The sequence below is a fragment of the Bacteroides caecigallinarum genome (genome assembly GCF_021530995.1).
GTDB lineage: Bacteria > Bacteroidota > Bacteroidia > Bacteroidales > Bacteroidaceae > Phocaeicola > Phocaeicola faecigallinarum.
On record NZ_JADYTF010000083.1, the window covers coordinates 1 to 17,171 of the forward strand.

The 17,171-nt window shown below is 42.6% G+C and carries 17 protein-coding genes and 1 pseudogene; 5 read left to right on the forward strand and 13 right to left on the reverse strand.

Going from position 1 to position 17,171, the window contains the following annotated elements:
• Positions 1-277: 277 nt before the first annotated feature.
• Positions 278-457 (reverse strand): annotated as a pseudogene (locus tag I6E24_RS11270) (HIT family protein); the annotation flags it as partial.
• A 205-nt stretch (positions 458-662) separates the two neighbouring features.
• On the opposite strand from I6E24_RS11270, the gene I6E24_RS11275 reads away from it, so the two are divergent.
• The 3 genes from I6E24_RS11275 (at position 663) to rny (ending at position 2,919) form a co-directional block, all read left to right on the forward strand.
• Positions 663-956, forward strand: a complete 294-nt coding sequence (locus I6E24_RS11275; RefSeq protein ID WP_204402865.1) for a hypothetical protein — start codon at positions 663-665, stop codon at positions 954-956.
• Positions 957-987: 31 nt separating this feature from the next.
• Positions 988-1,287 (forward strand): cell division protein ZapA, encoded by a 300-nt coding sequence (locus tag I6E24_RS11280; protein ID WP_235328647.1) that lies wholly within the window; start codon positions 988-990, stop codon positions 1,285-1,287.
• Positions 1,288-1,383: 96 nt separating this feature from the next.
• A complete protein-coding gene (rny, locus tag I6E24_RS11285; RefSeq protein ID WP_154042951.1) occupies positions 1,384-2,919 on the forward strand; it encodes a ribonuclease Y in 1,536 nt (511 codons plus the stop codon).
• An 86-nt stretch (positions 2,920-3,005) separates the two neighbouring features.
• Here the strand turns inward: rny and I6E24_RS11290 are convergent, their stop codons facing one another.
• From I6E24_RS11290 to I6E24_RS11330, 9 genes are all read right to left on the reverse strand, one after another.
• The gene (locus I6E24_RS11290) at positions 3,006-4,349 is read right to left on the reverse strand and encodes an ABC transporter substrate-binding protein (protein ID WP_235328648.1); all 1,344 of its coding nucleotides are present in this window, start codon (positions 4,347-4,349) and stop codon (positions 3,006-3,008) included.
• Positions 4,350-4,361: 12 nt separating this feature from the next.
• Positions 4,362-5,153, reverse strand: a complete 792-nt coding sequence (locus I6E24_RS11295; RefSeq protein WP_235328666.1) for an ABC transporter permease — start codon at positions 5,151-5,153, stop codon at positions 4,362-4,364.
• Between the two features lie 2 nt (positions 5,154-5,155).
• Positions 5,156-5,956: an ABC transporter permease gene (locus I6E24_RS11300; RefSeq protein ID WP_154042955.1), complete on the reverse strand. Its 801-nt coding sequence runs from the start codon at positions 5,954-5,956 to the stop codon at positions 5,156-5,158.
• A 24-nt stretch (positions 5,957-5,980) separates the two neighbouring features.
• On the reverse strand, positions 5,981-7,372 hold the full coding sequence (locus I6E24_RS11305) for an ABC transporter ATP-binding protein (protein ID WP_235328649.1): 1,392 nt from the start codon (positions 7,370-7,372) through the stop codon (positions 5,981-5,983).
• Between the two features lie 194 nt (positions 7,373-7,566).
• The gene (locus tag I6E24_RS11310; protein WP_235328650.1) at positions 7,567-7,836 is read right to left on the reverse strand and encodes a PqqD family protein; all 270 of its coding nucleotides are present in this window, start codon (positions 7,834-7,836) and stop codon (positions 7,567-7,569) included.
• Between the two features lie 40 nt (positions 7,837-7,876).
• Positions 7,877-8,803, reverse strand: a complete 927-nt coding sequence (locus I6E24_RS11315; RefSeq protein WP_235328651.1) for a hypothetical protein — start codon at positions 8,801-8,803, stop codon at positions 7,877-7,879.
• Between the two features lie 3 nt (positions 8,804-8,806).
• On the reverse strand, positions 8,807-9,262 hold the full coding sequence (locus I6E24_RS11320; RefSeq protein ID WP_235328653.1) for a S24/S26 family peptidase: 456 nt from the start codon (positions 9,260-9,262) through the stop codon (positions 8,807-8,809).
• A 2-nt stretch (positions 9,263-9,264) separates the two neighbouring features.
• Positions 9,265-10,923: an ABC transporter ATP-binding protein gene (locus I6E24_RS11325; protein WP_235328655.1), complete on the reverse strand. Its 1,659-nt coding sequence runs from the start codon at positions 10,921-10,923 to the stop codon at positions 9,265-9,267.
• Between the two features lie 22 nt (positions 10,924-10,945).
• The gene (locus tag I6E24_RS11330; RefSeq protein ID WP_235328657.1) at positions 10,946-11,215 is read right to left on the reverse strand and encodes a hypothetical protein; all 270 of its coding nucleotides are present in this window, start codon (positions 11,213-11,215) and stop codon (positions 10,946-10,948) included.
• A gap of 338 nt (positions 11,216-11,553) precedes the next feature.
• Between I6E24_RS11330 and I6E24_RS11335 the strand changes: the two genes are divergently transcribed.
• Together I6E24_RS11335 and I6E24_RS11340 are read left to right on the forward strand one after the other, a co-directional pair.
• On the forward strand, positions 11,554-14,064 hold the full coding sequence (locus tag I6E24_RS11335) for an endonuclease MutS2 (RefSeq protein WP_235328659.1): 2,511 nt from the start codon (positions 11,554-11,556) through the stop codon (positions 14,062-14,064).
• Between the two features lie 28 nt (positions 14,065-14,092).
• On the forward strand, positions 14,093-15,298 hold the full coding sequence (locus I6E24_RS11340) for an L-serine ammonia-lyase (RefSeq protein ID WP_235328661.1): 1,206 nt from the start codon (positions 14,093-14,095) through the stop codon (positions 15,296-15,298).
• 77 nt (positions 15,299-15,375) lie between these two features.
• Here I6E24_RS11340 and I6E24_RS11345 read toward each other — a convergent pair whose 3' ends face one another.
• The 3 genes from I6E24_RS11345 to I6E24_RS11355 all read right to left on the reverse strand — a co-directional run bounded on the left by I6E24_RS11345 (position 15,376) and on the right by I6E24_RS11355 (position 17,064).
• Positions 15,376-15,840: a MaoC family dehydratase gene (locus I6E24_RS11345; protein WP_235328663.1), complete on the reverse strand. Its 465-nt coding sequence runs from the start codon at positions 15,838-15,840 to the stop codon at positions 15,376-15,378.
• A gap of 116 nt (positions 15,841-15,956) precedes the next feature.
• The gene (locus I6E24_RS11350) at positions 15,957-16,169 is read right to left on the reverse strand and encodes a hypothetical protein (RefSeq protein WP_235328664.1); all 213 of its coding nucleotides are present in this window, start codon (positions 16,167-16,169) and stop codon (positions 15,957-15,959) included.
• A gap of 31 nt (positions 16,170-16,200) precedes the next feature.
• On the reverse strand, positions 16,201-17,064 hold the full coding sequence (locus I6E24_RS11355) for a DMT family transporter (protein ID WP_235328665.1): 864 nt from the start codon (positions 17,062-17,064) through the stop codon (positions 16,201-16,203).
• Positions 17,065-17,171 lie beyond the last annotated feature (107 nt).

Here is a 17,171-nt window from a genome sequence, read left to right on the forward strand (position 1 = left end):
ATGTTAACACAGATATCCTATTTTACATTTCAAGGAAATTTAATTCAAATATTATAAAGCAAAAACTAACATAGATTAACATTTTCCTTCTAGAATGATATTTTCCGAAAATAGCAATAATACATAATAGATAAAAATGCAAACATTTTGACAGATAAAATGACTTTCCACTTACAAAATAACAGATATACACAAACAAGAAGATTTGCCATCAAAATTATAACCCGGTTCCGCACCTGAACTACAGGATGGAAACCGGGTTAAACTAATAAATATATTAAAGCTCTTTCTTTATCTTCTCTATCATCGAAGCATACTCTTCGTCAGATAAATATACTTCCTTAGGATTCATTCGGAACACGCCACCGAAATCAGGACCATCAACATACTTAGGAACAAGATGGAAGTGCAAATGCTCCAAGGTATCTGAATATGTGCCGTAATTTATCTTGGCTGGACTGTTTTTCAATATATCACATACATCTAAAGCAAAATTTAAAACTGTTTGAAAAGCTTTTGCAAAAGGTTTTAAAACTTTAAGATTTATAGTACATTCTATTATCAGAACAAACCGAATAACAAAATAAATATACAAAATGAGAAAAAAATTTTCATATATCGAACATATATACTATATTTGTCATAGAAAACATGTAGCATAGATGACAGAAGAGGACAAAAATCTACTAAACAGTTTCGAAGGAAAGCTAAGGCATGTCCTTTTTTTATATGATGAAGAGAAAAAAGAAAATGCCATTTTAAAGCAATCCATAGCCGACAAAGATTCTGAAATACAGGTCTTGTTAAGTAAGATTAAAGAACTTGAAACCAGATATGCGAACCTGAAAATGGCCCGTATGATAAGTGTTAACGACAATGAAATCAGAGACACGAAACAAAGACTTACGAGGCTGGTGCGTGAAGTCGATAAATGTATTGCTTTGCTGAACAAATAAAGGAAAGATAAGGCAGTGAAACATATAATATATGGACGACAAACTGAAAATACACTTACAGATTGACAGGGAACGGTATCCGCTGGTGATTAATCGTGAAGAAGAGATTTTCTACCGTGACGCTGCCAAGATGATTGACAATAAACTAAACAAATACCGCAGTCTATTTCCGAATCTCGGAACCATGAAACACTGGACTATGGTGGCACTGGAACTGGCATACGAAAACGCCAAAATTAAAGATTCAGTAGATACATCACCATATACAGAAAAAATAAAACAACTGGAAGACCTGTTGGATGGTTACATAGAGGATAGCAAACAAAAGTAGTTGTTTAGGAAACAAGTAAGGAAATCCACGCACAAGTTTACAGGAAACACCCTGAAGCTTGTGCGTTTTTATTTATATTTTAAACCTAAATTTTAGATGTTGACAACAGTAATACTAACAGTTGTAGCCTTCCTGGTAGGAGGAGCTATTTCATATAGCTTTTTCAGATACGGTCTGAAATCGAAATATGAGAATATCATTAAAGAGGCTGAAACGGAAGCCGAAGTGATAAAGAAAAACAAACTTCTGGAAGTTAAGGAGAAGTTTCTGAACAAAAAAGCCGACCTCGAAAAGGAAGTGGCTGCCCGCAACCAGAAAATCCAGCAGGCTGAAAACAAGCTGAAACAGCGTGAAATGGTATTGAACCAGAAAAATGAAGAACTTCAGCGCAAACGCAACGAAACTGAAGCCATCAAGGAAAATCTAGACGCACAGCTGGTAATCATCGAGAAGAAGAAAGAAGAACTTGACCACCTGCAGTCACAGGAACGTGAAAAGCTTGAAGCTATCTCAGGTCTGTCTGCAGAAGATGCAAAAGAAAGACTGATTGAATCGCTCAAGGACGAAGCCAAGACTCAGGCTCAGTCGTACATCAACGACATTATGGACGACGCCAAACTTACAGCCAACCGCGAAGCTAAGCGTATCGTGATACAGTCTATACAGAGAGTAGCTACTGAAACCGCAATCGAAAACTCTGTAACTGTATTCCATATCGAATCGGACGAAATCAAAGGACGTATCATCGGACGTGAAGGACGTAACATCCGTGCACTCGAAGCTGCTACAGGAGTGGAAATAGTAGTAGACGATACTCCTGAAGCTATCGTACTTTCTGCTTTCGACCCTGTTCGCCGCGAAATCGCCCGCCTTGCGCTTCATCAGCTTGTTACTGACGGACGTATCCACCCGGCACGTATCGAAGAAGTCGTTGCCAAGGTACGCAAGCAGGTGGAAGAAGAAATCATCGAAACAGGTAAACGTACCACTATCGACCTTGGTATCCATGGTCTGCATCCTGAACTTATCCGTATCATCGGTAAGATGAAATATCGTTCATCATACGGACAGAACCTGTTGCAGCATGCACGCGAAACTGCTAACCTCTGTGCTGTAATGGCATCTGAGCTTGGTTTGAATCCTAAGAAAGCTAAACGTGCCGGATTGCTTCACGATATAGGTAAGGTGCCTGATGAAGAACCAGAATTGCCACACGCATTGCTCGGTATGAAACTGGCTGAGAAATACAAGGAAAAACCTGATATCTGCAACGCTATCGGTGCTCACCACGACGAAGTGGAAATGAATAGCTTGCTGGCTCCTATCGTACAGGTGTGCGACGCTATCTCCGGTGCACGTCCTGGTGCCCGCCGCGAAATAGTTGAAGCTTACATCAAACGTCTGAACGACCTTGAACAGCTTGCAATGTCTTATCCAGGTGTTACCAAGACATACGCTATCCAGGCCGGACGCGAATTGCGTGTAATTGTCGGTGCAGACAAGATTGACGACAAGCAGACAGAAAGCCTGTCAACAGAAATCGCCAAGAAGATACAGGACGAAATGACTTATCCGGGTCAGGTAAAGATTACCGTGATAAGAGAAACACGCGCCGTAAGCTTCGCAAAATAATAAATAGAGAAATAAAAAATAAAGGCTATATTTCATATCCTATGGTTAAGGATTGGAATATAGCCTTTTTAGTTTTATATAAAAAATTATCGACGAATATGATGACGTTTGATTCTTCTTTTTCTTCTGTTCTGATTGCGTCTGTTCCTATATTTCTCTATCTTTTTATACGAAACATAGATAACCTGCACCAACAGTGTAAGAAGAATAAATATCACAAGTCCTCCTCCCAGATTATCTCCCTTGACGTGCGACCACATATCCAGAACTGCCTGTGTCCTCTCTCCGGAATCGCGTATGATTGCACAGCGTGCCACTACCGCACTGTCAGGATACTGTATCGGATCTATCTGTATATGTCTTGCCTCAGGGCCGAAGAAATAAGCCAGATTGGAATATGTTTCAAGAGTTGTATCAATCTTTTCCTCAAGAATCTCAGGTGTGGCAACCGCACTGACATAACCTATGGTTTCCATATTAGCCAATGCCACATCAGGACGGCAAAGATAGTTTATGAAATAGCTTGCAGCCTTCCTGTTGCGTGCATATCGCGGGATAACCCATCCGTCGAACCATACGTTACTTCCTTCTTTTGGCACTTCATATCCCAATTCCACTCCTATCGCTTCAGCTTCCTCTATCGCCCACACGGCGTCACCGCTCCATGTCATATTCAGATATGCCTTGCTTTTGGTCATCATTTCCTTACCGAAATCGGCCTCCCATCCGGCTATGTTAGGTTTCAGATCCTTCAGGTATTTTTCAGCTGTGGCAATAGCCTCAGGCGAATAGTTGTTCATCAGGTCATCAACCTTTATATCGCCCTTTGCCAATGCTTCACGATTGGCATATATCACAGCCGTTCCGTACGCGTCACGATAGCTGTCTTTCATCAGCAGCTTGTTACGGAACTTGCTGTCCCATAATGAATGCCATGTAGATGCTTCTTCTGTCGATACATATTTCTTGTTGTAAAGTATTCCTGCCGTACCCCACATGTACCCTACAGCATATTTCGACGTCGGGCGTCCCGGAAGTCCAAGCTTGTCCATCTCGCCGCGTACATACGGAGATATATTGTGAATGTAGTTTGGTGTCTTGCCGAAAGCCGTATCTATAGGCAGAAGCAGGTCTTTCACCAGCATTCTCTCGATAATATACTCCGAAGGGCATACCACATCGAAATCTTCCTTACCACGTTCTATCTTGGTAAGCATTATCTCATTTATATCGAATGTCTGATATACAATGCTTATCTCCTCTCCTGTCTGCTCCTTATACCACTCCGGGAAAGCCGCCAGCACTTCCTCGTCGATATAATCGCCCCAATTGTATATCTTCAAGACCTTTTCGCGATCCTCACTGTTATAGCATCCTGTAAGGAATATTGCCGTGAGCAGAGTCAGAAATATTGTATAAAGTCTGTTCATAATCTATTATCGTTATTTTGCATTCTTCTTCCCTGCACGGCGGTTTATCATTATAAGCATAAACAGCACGATAAGGAATATAATAGTTGACAACGGACGAAGCTCCGGTGTAAGTCCGCCCTTTCTTGCATCAGAATATATGTATGTAGAAAGAGTTTCAAGTCCTTCGTTTCCTATGGTAAATATAGTTACAGCGAAATCGTCAATCGAAATTGTCACTGCAAGCATGAAACCGGCTATCATTCCGGGCAGGATTTCAGGGATTATGACTTTCCTCAATGCCTGTCCGGGAGTTGCTCCCAGGTCGAGCGCAGCCTCGTAAAGGTTAGGGTTCATCTGTTTGAGACGTGGCAGCACGCTGAGCACCACGTATGGTGTGCAGAAAGCTATATGGGCCATGAGCACAGTGCCATATCCCTGATGTATTCCCAACGAGACGAAAAGCAGGAACAGTGATACACCCATGATTATATCTCCGTTCAATATAGGAATATTATTTATGAATGACACTGCCTTACGCTGACGTACACGCAGGTTGAACATTCCTATTGCAGTTATCGTTCCAAGCAGAGTAGATACTACAGCTGTAATCAAGGCTATGGTAATGGTGTTCCAAAGGGCATTTACCAATGAGTGGTGAGTGCCATGCACAAAGAGGTTTTCGTAGAGTTTTGTTGAAAAGCCGGTCCAGTTGCCAAGAACTTTAGCCTCCGTAAAGGAGTATATCATGATTATGATGATAGGAGAATAAAGCATCAGAAGCAACAGCCACAGATAACCATGGCAGAGAACTTTCTTTATCATGTTTACCATATCGCACCTCCTTCCTTCTCCTGATTATCATCAGAAGCAAAAAGAGTAGCGGCACCTATAAGGAACAGCATAATGAGCGAAAGTGCGGCACCGTAGTTCCACATACTGTTGTTGATGTTCTCCTGAATTGTAGTACCGAACAGTTTTATATTGTTCATTGTAAGCAGCTCGGCTATGGCAAAAGTAGAAATGGTAGGCATAAACACCATGAGAATGCCGCTTGCCACTCCCGGCATGGACAGCGGAAGTATGGTTTTGGTGAAAACCTGAAAAGGAGTTGCTCCAAGATCCTGTGCCGCCTCGATATAGCTGCGATCCATCTTGACCAGTGTATTGTAGATGGGGTAAATCATAAACGGAATGTAGTTATAAACCATACCGAAAATCAATGCCCCCTCTCCCAGCGGTACACGGAAGAAATCAAACAGTGCCACTGTGGCAAGAGTACGAATCAGAATGTTTACCCACATAGGCAGGATGAAAAGCATCACTACTATCTGCGAATAGCCCGACTTGAGCCTGCTCAGAATATACGCAGCCGGATAGCCCAGCAGGATACATATCAGCGTATTTATTATGGCAATACCTATGGAATAGATAAAAGTGTTCACCGCCTCCGGATGAGACATGAACTTACTGAAGTTGGCAAAAGTGAAATCCCCCCTCTCGTCAGTAAACGCGAATACCACAATCAATATAAGCGGAAGGACCACAAAGAATGCCGAGAAGATGATGTACGGCAATGTCCAACTCTTACGCGAAGTAAGAAAAATACGAATGTTACTTAGTTTCACCTCGTTTCCTTATATAGTTAGTTATTAATTTTTTCTGCGTATGGATATGTATTCAGACGGAATGCTGATACCTACATTGTCGCCCTTATCCCAAATATCGTTTGTATCGGCATATACCGGCTCGTCCCAATCGGAATCGACAGTGATATGATAATGGTCGCCCTTGTAAAGGATGAAGCTTATGCTTCCAGTCAGAGTACCGTCCTCCTGATTGTCGTCAAGCACTATTCCGTCGAAAGGTACTTCCACCAGCACTTCCGTACCGGCCTCCATGCCTGAAGTGGCTTCCTTACGACACTCAAACTCACAACCGAGGAACTCAACATGAGTTTCGTCGATGATTTTTCCTTCGAATGTGTTGCATACCCTTTCTTTCTTCATTATATGTATGTCGTATGGCTTCACCAACAGTCCAACTTCCGAACCCACTTCAAAATGATGATAGTCCTGAACTATGAATTCAAATCCGTTTGCCACTACAACCATTTCATAGTGTACACCCTTGAAGATACAAGATGTAACCTTGCCGCGGAACTGTGCGGAGTCATTTACATGGAATATATAAAGGTCTTCCGGACGTATCACCACATCCACAGGTGCATTGTCTCCAAAACCTTCGTCCACGCACTCTGCCTCTACGCCTGCAAAACTTACAAGGCGGTCGTTTATCATCACTCCGTTAAGAATGTTGCTTTCGCCGATAAAGTCAGCCACGAATGAGTTGACAGGTTCATTGTATATATCTGTTGGAGTTCCTATCTGCTGAATTCTTCCCTCACTCATCACTACAATGGTGTCACTCAGAGTAAGAGCTTCTTCCTGGTCGTGTGTCACATACACGAACGTGATACCCAGGCGTTTGTGCATTTCCTTAAGTTCCATCTGCATGTCCTTACGCATCTTGAGGTCAAGTGCTGCAAGCGGCTCGTCAAGCAGAAGAACATCAGGCTCGTTCACAATGGCACGGGCTATGGCCACACGCTGCTGCTGACCGCCGGAAAGAGAGTTTACATCACGATACTCATAATCGCTCATGCTCACCATCTTCAGGGCGTTCTTCACCTTGCGTATGATTTCATCTTTAGGCTTCTTCTTCAGTTTCAGACCGAACGCTATATTGTCGTAAACATTAAGATGAGGGAATAAAGCATATTTCTGGAATACAGTATTAACGGGACGCTTATGCGGAGGTGTCTGGGTAATCTCTTTACCGTTAATTGTTATAACACCTTCCGATGCCGTCTGGAAACCTGCCAACAGACGGAGCAACGTTGTCTTGCCACAACCCGAAGGCCCCAATATAGTTACAAACTCGCCCTTGCGTATGTAAAGGTTGATATCGTCAAGAGCTATCTTATCATCGAAGTATTTTGAGACATGGGAAATCTCAATAATATTATTTACCCTTTCTTGCATTTCAATTAAAACTCTAAACGGCGGCAAAGTTACTGCTTTTTTGCATAAATAAACGTATAAAGGCGATTTTTATGCTAAAAAAATAAGATATTACGTAAATATATACTTAAATATTAAATATATATTGCAAAAAAATGCATGTATTCCCATTTATAAAGAAATACATGCATTTATTATGGTCCTAAACCTGATATTTACTCTTCAACAAGACCTATTGATATCCAGTTATCCAGAAGACGACGTGCATCCTGAAGCGCAACACTTCGTTCGATATCATATCTGTCCAACAATAAATCAACCATTGTCTCCAAATCGAACTCCCTGTTCGAGATATGTTCCCAAATATAAGCTGCCGATGTGTTAAGTGAAACAATCTTATTGAAATCCAACTGTTCCAGTCCTTCTCCGGAAACTATTTTCTCGCCTGCCAACTCGCGCAGTACAAATCCTTTCTTTATTCTCATTTTATTATAGTTTTAAATATTACCTTATTAATATACATTCTCATTTCACTGCATCGTGACATATAAATGCAGCGTCTGCATCAGGAAGACATTCCAGATGAAACACTCCTACGGATTGAATAACCCCTGACAAAGTTTTATGAAGCCCGTCCGCCATCACCCTGTCCCATTTCATTGACGAAGCCGATGGAGCAAGTGCGGCATAAGCCTGAATTCCCGACAATCGTCTGATGGAATTATGTGGAGCCTGACTAAGTCTGACCACAGCTCCAAGAGGAGCTTTTTCATTGCGATAACAAGGTGTCTTGCCACTCCACGGCGAACCATACACCATAACACTGCCATCGTTTTCAATCTTTACTACAGGATTGTCATCATTAAGCAGCCACGCACCGGGAATATTGTTGAGCCAGAGCCTTGTGTGTGTACTTTTTCCGGTTCCGCTCTTTCCCAGAAATACATATCCTTTACCGTCTGCCACTGCTACTGACGCATGGATCAGGAGTGTATTTTCAGTAGATGTAGACAAGGCATATAGCAACATCAGTGCATTATTTAACACGAACTGTCCATGCCTGCCACCATTGCATGCTCCGGCATACAGCTTACAGCAACGATGGTCATCGCCTATTACAAGTACTCCGCCCTGTTCCTTCATCTCACGATTCAGCGATATGAGAAATATTCTTTCGCCATTGCCGCCTGACATAACAGATATAAAGGCGGTGTCATCGTCGAACTCTGCCAATAAATCCGAATTATACATCAGGTCCTTTCCTTCCGATTCAATATCCAGATTAAGACAAAACACGCTGTCGGAAATATCTTCCGGAGAAAAGTTTTCCACATATATTTCACTTTCCTGAAATGGTTTATAATTGTCCAGACAGGACAAAAATCCTGACTTTTCAGGAATACTCAGGTAAAACCTGTGTCCACCTACTATATATGAATAAAGTTTATTCATCTTCTATATGAATTTAATTAAAAATCGTCTGTATATAGCCAATAGATAACGCCTGACAGGCAACATTTGTCGCCAAATACGCCACATAATCATCCACGACCTTGAATCGGGATTGTATCTGCGTCCGCGTCTGATAACCGTTACTGTCTTCCCACAAAGCCTTTCGGAATGACAATGCTCCGTTCCGCAGATGTTTCCATCACCCATCAGTGTCACCATACCAGTATCTGATATAGCGATAATCCGATGTAGCACATAGGCTCCGCTGTCCAGATGCGCCAAAGCAATATCACCTACCTGCGGCTTTCCGTATGGTTTTAGTACTACACTATCCCTCTCACCAACTATAAACGGCAACATGCTGTTACCTTTTGTCATTATAGTGACAGCAGTACCTTGAGAAAGAAGCCTCTCAACTTCTCCCATCAGTATTTCGTTCGGCAATATAAGTTTCTTCATAATCAGGTTCTGCTAACGTGTACCACATTTTCACATCTTTCAGCCATCTCTTTGCGATGAGTGATAAAGACTAGAGTCTTGCCTGTATAGTTTTCCGTCAGTCTGTCCATAAGCTTACTCTCCGTTTCGGCGTCAAGCGCTGAAGTAAACTCGTCAAGAAGCATTATACGACCATCACTGAGCAATGCTCTGGCTATGGCTATACGTTGGGCCTGACCTTCGCTCAATCCCTCTCCACCTTCGCCGCACTTCGTATCCAGGCCATCAGGCAAATCATAAACAAACTCCGCAGCAGCCATGTAAAGAGCATTTCTGATAACGTCATCAGAAAGATTTTCCTTTCCGCCGATAAGATTCTCACGGATTGTTGCACTGAGAAGGCTGTTTCCCTGTGGAACATATACTATTCCGCTCCTGAACCGCGCCGAAGCATCAGCACAACTACCGTCTTCCGCATAAAATATGACATTACCGCTTTCGGGCTTAAGTAAGCCAAGCATCAAACGCATCATTGTACTCTTCCCGGCACCAGTCTCACCCATAATAGCCGTAGAAGTTCCTGGACGGAAATCGTGTGTAAAGTTTCGGAATATCTTTCTGTTTGCATCGGGATAGCCAAATGTTACATTCTCCAGCCTAATTCCGTCAGGAATAAATGTCGGGGCATTATCAGTCGAAGGGATATCTTCCTGCTCGGCATCATATATTTCCATCAGCCTCTCCGCCGAAGCCATGGCATGTATCATTGCAGGAAGACGACGGCTCATGTCGGCAGTAGGACGCTGAATCTGACCTACAAGCTGAAGAAAGGCCGACAACATACCGAATGTGACCACCCCATCCTGCATACTGTGTACGCCCCAGATGAAAGCTGTGAGATAACCGGTTCCAAAACCTGTCATCATGGCTGCACGCGACGACATGCTGAACCTGTTTCTTTTCATCACCTTTTCCATAAGAGAGTTCTGAGAAGATACAAGCCGGTTCATAACATATTCCATCCTGCCGAGAGCTATTATGACTATACGTCTTTGAAGAGACTCCTGCAAGACAGACTGCACCTGAGAATCGGATTTACGTATTTCCGTTGTGAGTTTCTTTATCCGACGTGCCATAATTGCGGCTAAAGCCATAAAAACAGGCAATATACAAAGTATGACCCATGCCAGCACAGGGTTCATGGTCCATAGAAAAACAAATGCCGCCACAAGTTGTACCATAGTGACCAACGCTCCCGGAACAAGGTGACACAATGTGTCGGCAATAACTCTGACATCTTCTTCCAGACGGTTGACCACATCTCCCGTATGCCATCTTTCCTTTCCATTCCATCTGGCATTAAGTGCTCTGTCAAACACACGGCTACGCAAGGAATTGCGTATTCCGGCTTCGGCTCTCACATTAACATATCCCTGAGCCACAGAACACAGAATTTCCGCAACAAGTGCAGAGACCAACAGTAAAGCATATTTCGTAAGGTTTCCGTCGGATCTGACAGCCATATCTATCATCTCCTTACTAATCCATATAAAAGAAAAGGATGCAGCGATTCTAATAACCCCTAATAGCACAGAAGCAGACACCGGGATTCTATATCCTGATGTCTGCCTGTACATCCACGAGGCTGTGGCCATTGCACTGCCCAATATCTTTCTGTCCAAACGCTTCATGTAATAATAAGGTTCACCAACGTGTTATACCTATATCCTGCCAATGATTCATCAACTCAAGAGCCTCCTCAAGAGCGCGTGTATAGTCCATACCAAACTCACTACACAACATACCTGCCAAAGTATCTTCATCGAACTCTTCCTGACCTATCTCCCTGATAAGAAATACAGCCTCATCGCTAAGTGGGGTAAGCATATCATATTCCGAGGCTTCCATCCCCTCACCGCCAAGAACATATCCGTCGGGACCTTTTTCAATCTCTATATCTTTCTTAAGTTTCATTTATCAAATACCCATATTCTTCGCGATGCAAAGTTAGTCATTTTATTCTGATATTGCAAACCGAATATGATTGCCGCTTATGTACGTTTTTTTCCTTTCTCATTCCTTGAAAAAAACGTGGGCAAATTTTAAATAAAACGTGGGCAAATTTAAGATCGAATGTGGGCAAATTTGAAGTTGAATTTGGGCACACCTTAAAATGGGATTGAATAAGTATTAAATCAGTAAAGACAATATAACCGACATAATCAAATTATTGTTCTCTTTTTTTGAAATGAAACTACATTGTAGTACCTTTGCCAAGAATTTAAAACAGCATAAAAATACAACATACAGACATGATATATCCTCTGAATTTTGAGCAGAAAATAGGATTCGACCAGATACGCACACTCATAAAAAACAAATGTCTATGTACCTTGGGACATGAGAAGGTGGACGAAATGAGTTTCTCCGACGATTTCGACAATGTCAATTCATTACTGGACCAAGTGACTGAATTCATTCAGATAATACAAGGCGAGAATGAATTTCCTAGCCAGAATTTCTTCGATGTACGCCCATCACTGAAGAAAATCAGAATAGAAGGCATGTACATGAACGAAGCGGAACTGTTCGACCTGCGACGCTCGCTGGAAACTATCAGAGAGATAATACTCTTCCTGCAGAAATATGACGAGACCGATGATGACGGCAATTACACCAACAGCCACTACCCTAATCTGAGAAAGTTGGCTGAAGACATCATGGTTTTCCCTCAGCTAACTGCAAAAATCAACAATATTCTCGACAAATTCGGCAAAATCAAGGACAACGCATCGCCCGAACTGCTCAATATCCGACGCGAACTGGCATCTACAGCCGGAAGCATATCACGCAGCCTTAACTCAATCCTCAGACAGGCACAGTCAGAAGGATATGTTGACAAGGACGTAACTCCCACCGTGCGCGACGGACGCCTCGTAATACCTGTAGCACCGGGTATGAAAAGAAAAATCAGAGGTATAGTTCACGACGAGTCGGCTACAGGAAAGACCGTATTCATTGAACCGGCTGAAGTAGTAGAGGCCAACAACAGAATAAGAGAGCTGGAAGGTGAAGAAAGAAGGGAAATAATAAGAATACTGACTGAATTCTCAAAAGAGATACGTCCGCACGTTCCTGCCATAATGGTATCATACGAGTTCCTTGCAAAAATCGATTTCATCAGAGCCAAGGCTTTGTTCAGTATAGATATCAAGGCTTCAAAACCTGCAATGGAAAACAGCAGGACTATAGACTGGTTTGATGCAATACACCCGCTGTTGAGAATAAACCTCGAGAAACATAACAAGAAGGTAGTGCCGCTGGAAATCGCACTTAACAGCAAAGACAGGATACTGCTCATTTCCGGTCCTAACGCCGGAGGTAAATCCGTGTGTCTGAAAACAGTGGGACTGCTGCAGTATATGCTGCAATGTGGAATCCCCGTACCAATGAACGAACGCAGCCATGCAGGCATATTCAGCAGCATATTTATCGACATAGGTGACGAACAGAGTATCGAAGACGACTTGAGTACATATTCTTCTCACCTTACGAACATGAAGAATATGATGAAATACTGCAACGACAGCAGTATCATCCTGATAGACGAGTTCGGTGGCGGTACCGAACCACAGATAGGCGGTGCGATAGCTGAAGCCGTATTGAAACGTTTCAACAACAAGAAGACTTTCGGAGTAATAACCACTCACTATCAGAACCTGAAACACTTTGCCGAGAACAACGAAGGTGTGATAAACGGTGCCATGTTGTACGACCGTCATGAGATGAGAGCACTGTTCCAGCTACAGATAGGAAATCCGGGAAGTTCGTTTGCAGTGGAAATAGCACGTAAGATAGGATTACCGGAAGACGTGATATCCGATGCATCGGAAATAGTAGGTAGCGAATACATCCAAAGCGACAAATACCTGCAGGACATTGTACGCGACAAGCGATACTGGGAAACCAAACGCCAGAACATACGAAAGCGCGAAAAGCAGATGGAAGATACCATTGCACGCTACGAAAAGGAAATGGAGGAACTGGCAAAGAGTAGGAAGGAAATCCTGAAAAAAGCCAAGGAAGAAGCAGAGAAAATCCTTCAGGAATCGAATGCACGCATAGAGAATACTATCCGTACTATTAAAGAAACTCAGGCAGACAAGGAGAGAACCCGTCTGGCAAGACAGGAACTTACAGACTTCAGACGCGAAGTGGAAGAACTGGAAAAGGCTGCCATGGAAGAGAAGATAGCCAGGAAGATGGAGCAGCTGAGGGAAAAGCAGGAACGCCGCAAGGAAAAGAAAGAAAAGAAGGCAAACGAAACCAAAGAGCCTGTCATTCCTAAAGTGAAACCTATCAATACCGGCGACTATGTACGCATAAAGGGACAGACCAGCACCGGTCAGGTGATTGAAATAAACGGCAAGAACGCAGTAGTAATGTTCGGACTCATGAAGACAAACGTGAAAACAGAACGTCTGGAACATGCTGATGCACCTAAACCATCTGCCACTACTCCGGCTAAGGCCAGCTTCGTAAGCAGCGCCACACAAAGCACCATGTACGACAAGAAGCTTAACTTCAAGCACGAGATAGACGTAAGAGGTATGAGAGGCGACGAAGCAATACAGGCTGTGACATACTTCATAGACGATGCAATTCTTGTGGGAGCAAGAAACGTGAGAATCCTTCACGGGACAGGTTCCGGAATACTCCGCACACTGATCAGACAATATCTGGCAACAGTTCCGGGAGTATCAAGCTTCCACGATGAACACGTACAGTTCGGTGGAGCAGGAATAACAGTAGTAAATATTTGAAAACATAACAAACAAGATAACAGCAGAGATGAAATCAATAAAAGAACTATATAGAATAGGTACCGGCCCATCAAGCAGTCACACAATGGGGCCACGCAAGGCAGCCGAGATGTTTTTGGAAAGACATCCCGAAGCTGCATCGTTTCAGGTAATTCTGTACGGAAGTCTGGCCGCAACAGGCAAAGGACACATGACAGATGTAGCCATACTGGACACACTTCAGCCACACGCACCTGTGGAGATTATCTGGAAATCGCATGTATTCCTTCCTTTTCATCCCAACGGAATGACATTCAAGGCACTGAATGCCAACAAGCAAGTGACAGACGAATGGACCGTGTTCAGTGTAGGCGGTGGAGCCCTGGCAGAAGAAGGAAAGGGACGAACAGTATCGAAAGATATTTACGACATGAATAGCATGAGCGAAATACTGGCGTGGTGCAAACATACAGGCAAAAGCTACTGGGAATATGTAGAACAGTGCGAAGGTCCTGAAATATGGGATTATCTGGCCGAGGTATGGGAAACCATGAAAGCAGCCATAGACAGAGGTCTGGATGCAGAAGGAGTTCTTCCAGGTCCTCTCAATCTGCCCAGAAAAGCCTCATCATATTATATTCGTGCCAAGGGTTACAAGGATTCATTGCGTACACGTGGGCTTGTATTTGCGTATGCACTTGCTGTAAGCGAAGAAAACGCTTCAGGAGGAAAGATAGTAACAGCTCCTACATGCGGTTCGTGCGGAGTAGTTCCGGCAGTGCTTAAACATTTGCAGGAAAGCCGTGATTTCAGTGATGCAAGAATACTGCGTGCACTAGCCACTGCCGGCCTGGTGGGAAACATTGTAAAACACAACGCTTCTATCTCAGGAGCAGAAGCAGGATGTCAGGCTGAGGTTGGTGTGGCATGTTCCATGGCATCGGCAGCTGCAAGCCAACTATTCGGAGGAAGTCCAGCACAGATTGAATACTCAGCCGAAATGGGACTTGAACATCACCTGGGAATGACTTGCGACCCTGTATGCGGACTAGTACAGATACCATGTATAGAAAGAAATGCATACGCAGCGGCAAGAGCACTCGATGCAAATATATACTCTGCCTTTACCGACGGACACCACCGTGTATCGTTCGACAAAGTAGTTGAAGTGATGAAGCAGACAGGTCATGACCTGCCATCGCTCTACAAGGAAACAAGCGAAGGAGGTCTGGCCAAGAACTACCAACAGATGTAACAAGACCTGAGAACAGAAAATAACAAAGGGTTAAATAGTCCGAGAGCCGAACTGTTTAACCCTTAATTTATGACTTATTAATTGAAATAATAAAGGAATGTAGCCACTCCTTCAAGAGCTTTCTTTTTCTGATCCTTAATCTCTATAGAGAATTTTATTTCTGCCTTGGCAACCCCACGAAGATTAACCAGCGACTGCAAATCAGCAACAAGTCTCACACTCTGACCTGAAAGGACAGCCTGACCGAATTTCATCTTGTCCATTCCGTAGTTAACCATCATCTTGAGGTTGTTCACTTCGATAATTTCATTCCAAAGATACGGAAGCAACGACAATGTAAGATACCCGTGTACTATTGTACTCTTATAAGGGCTATCTACTTTAGCCTTTTCAACATCCACATGTATCCACTGGTGGTCTAAAGTAGCATCCGCAAACTGATTAATGCGTTCCTGAGATATTTCCAACCAATCTGAAACTCCAATCTGTTTGCCTACCAACTTCTCAAATTCATCATAAGAATTGATTATAACTTTTTCCATAATATATATAATTCATTAATATTTAAACATTTAGGCAGCAAAGATACTAAAACTTACCGAAAACGAGTAAAAAAGGAGCATTTATTACACAAAAAAACAGATTTTGTGCAATAAATTCATACATATTTACCACTCAATCTCTTTGGTGAACCATGCCAAGAACATCCCAGACAATATACTTCAGTCAGATCAAACCCCTCCAAACTCTCTTCAGGATACTTAGGCACGACATTGTGATTTTCATCCACATATACCAGCCGGCGTTCTCCACTGGCATTCTTTACGTACATAGATGATATCTTACACTGCGGACAAAGTAGTTTCTTCATAATCAATTCGATGTTAGAATTTTATTTTTTATTACCTTTTTAGTATTATAATAGTTACAGCCGAAATTATAAGTATTATACCGACTGCAATAGTAAAAGTGAAAGCCTCACCAAAAACCGCTATTCCTACAATTACCGCCGTTACCGGCTCCATAGCCCCCAATACAGATGTCTGGGTGGCCCCTATATATTTTATAGCCTCTATTAAAGTCAGATTTGACACGATAGTAGGTATTATGGCAAGCAAAAGCAAGTTACCTGCAGTAGTTAAATCCGGTATAGAATGCAAATTTCCGGTTGACGACATTCCGGCAAGCAATATCACCGTACTGAAAAGAAACACATAAAAAGTAAGTTTCAGTCCTTTCAGGCTCTGGTTCTTGCGCTGACCAACCGTTACAAGATACAATGCATATCCCACTGCCGATATAAGCACAATAATCACTCCCAACATATTAGTTTCGCCTTGCGAATCGGAATACGAAAGTGCATACACCCCTCCTATCGCCATCAGAATAGCCAATGTACGAAACAGTGAATTCTTTTCGTGGAAGAAAAGCATCAGGACTAGAGTAGTTATCACTGGATACATGAAATGTATTGTGGTTGCCACCCCCGACGGCATGAACTTGTATCCCCACAACAGAAATACAGAAGAAATCAGATAAAAAAATGAGAGTAGCAAGAGCGTTGGCAAATCCGATTTTTCTATACTAAAAGGAACCTTCCTGATTTTCAGAAGAACAGCCAGTGCTATTGTCGCAAAAAGGAATCTGTATGAAATGACATTCATAAAGTCCATACCATGTTGCATGGCAGGAATGGCAAAAAGCGGAATCAATCCAAACGATGCCGATGAAATTATGCCATAAAGCAGTCCGTTTAATTTATTCATTTTAAAAAGGGGATTTTCAAAACGGCGGCAAAGATAGTAAATAAACCCGATGGGGCAATTACTTATTATCAAAATGATAATTCAATTTGATTATAATAATAAAATAC

What these genes read in the sequence shown, in the direction of transcription:
- I6E24_RS11280 (WP_235328647.1), top strand. Translation starts at nt 988, where the DNA reads ATGGACGACAAACTGAAAATACACTTACAGATTGACAGGGAACGGTAT.
- I6E24_RS11330 (WP_235328657.1), bottom strand. Translation starts at nt 11,215, where the DNA reads ATGAAACTTAAGAAAGATATAGAGATTGAAAAAGGTCCCGACGGATAT.
- I6E24_RS11290 (WP_235328648.1), bottom strand. Translation starts at nt 4,349, where the DNA reads ATGAACAGACTTTATACAATATTTCTGACTCTGCTCACGGCAATATTC.
- rny (WP_154042951.1), top strand. Translation starts at nt 1,384, where the DNA reads ATGTTGACAACAGTAATACTAACAGTTGTAGCCTTCCTGGTAGGAGGA.
- I6E24_RS11345 (WP_235328663.1), bottom strand. Translation starts at nt 15,840, where the DNA reads ATGGAAAAAGTTATAATCAATTCTTATGATGAATTTGAGAAGTTGGTA.
- I6E24_RS11340 (WP_235328661.1), top strand. Translation starts at nt 14,093, where the DNA reads ATGAAATCAATAAAAGAACTATATAGAATAGGTACCGGCCCATCAAGC.
- I6E24_RS11320 (WP_235328653.1), bottom strand. Translation starts at nt 9,262, where the DNA reads ATGAAGAAACTTATATTGCCGAACGAAATACTGATGGGAGAAGTTGAG.
- I6E24_RS11295 (WP_235328666.1), bottom strand. Translation starts at nt 5,153, where the DNA reads ATGATAAAGAAAGTTCTCTGCCATGGTTATCTGTGGCTGTTGCTTCTG.
- I6E24_RS11315 (WP_235328651.1), bottom strand. Translation starts at nt 8,803, where the DNA reads ATGAATAAACTTTATTCATATATAGTAGGTGGACACAGGTTTTACCTG.
- I6E24_RS11335 (WP_235328659.1), top strand. Translation starts at nt 11,554, where the DNA reads ATGATATATCCTCTGAATTTTGAGCAGAAAATAGGATTCGACCAGATA.
- I6E24_RS11310 (WP_235328650.1), bottom strand. Translation starts at nt 7,836, where the DNA reads ATGAGAATAAAGAAAGGATTTGTACTGCGCGAGTTGGCAGGCGAGAAA.
- I6E24_RS11355 (WP_235328665.1), bottom strand. Translation starts at nt 17,064, where the DNA reads ATGAATAAATTAAACGGACTGCTTTATGGCATAATTTCATCGGCATCG.
- I6E24_RS11305 (WP_235328649.1), bottom strand. Translation starts at nt 7,372, where the DNA reads ATGCAAGAAAGGGTAAATAATATTATTGAGATTTCCCATGTCTCAAAA.
- I6E24_RS11350 (WP_235328664.1), bottom strand. Translation starts at nt 16,169, where the DNA reads ATGAAGAAACTACTTTGTCCGCAGTGTAAGATATCATCTATGTACGTA.
- I6E24_RS11275 (WP_204402865.1), top strand. Translation starts at nt 663, where the DNA reads ATGACAGAAGAGGACAAAAATCTACTAAACAGTTTCGAAGGAAAGCTA.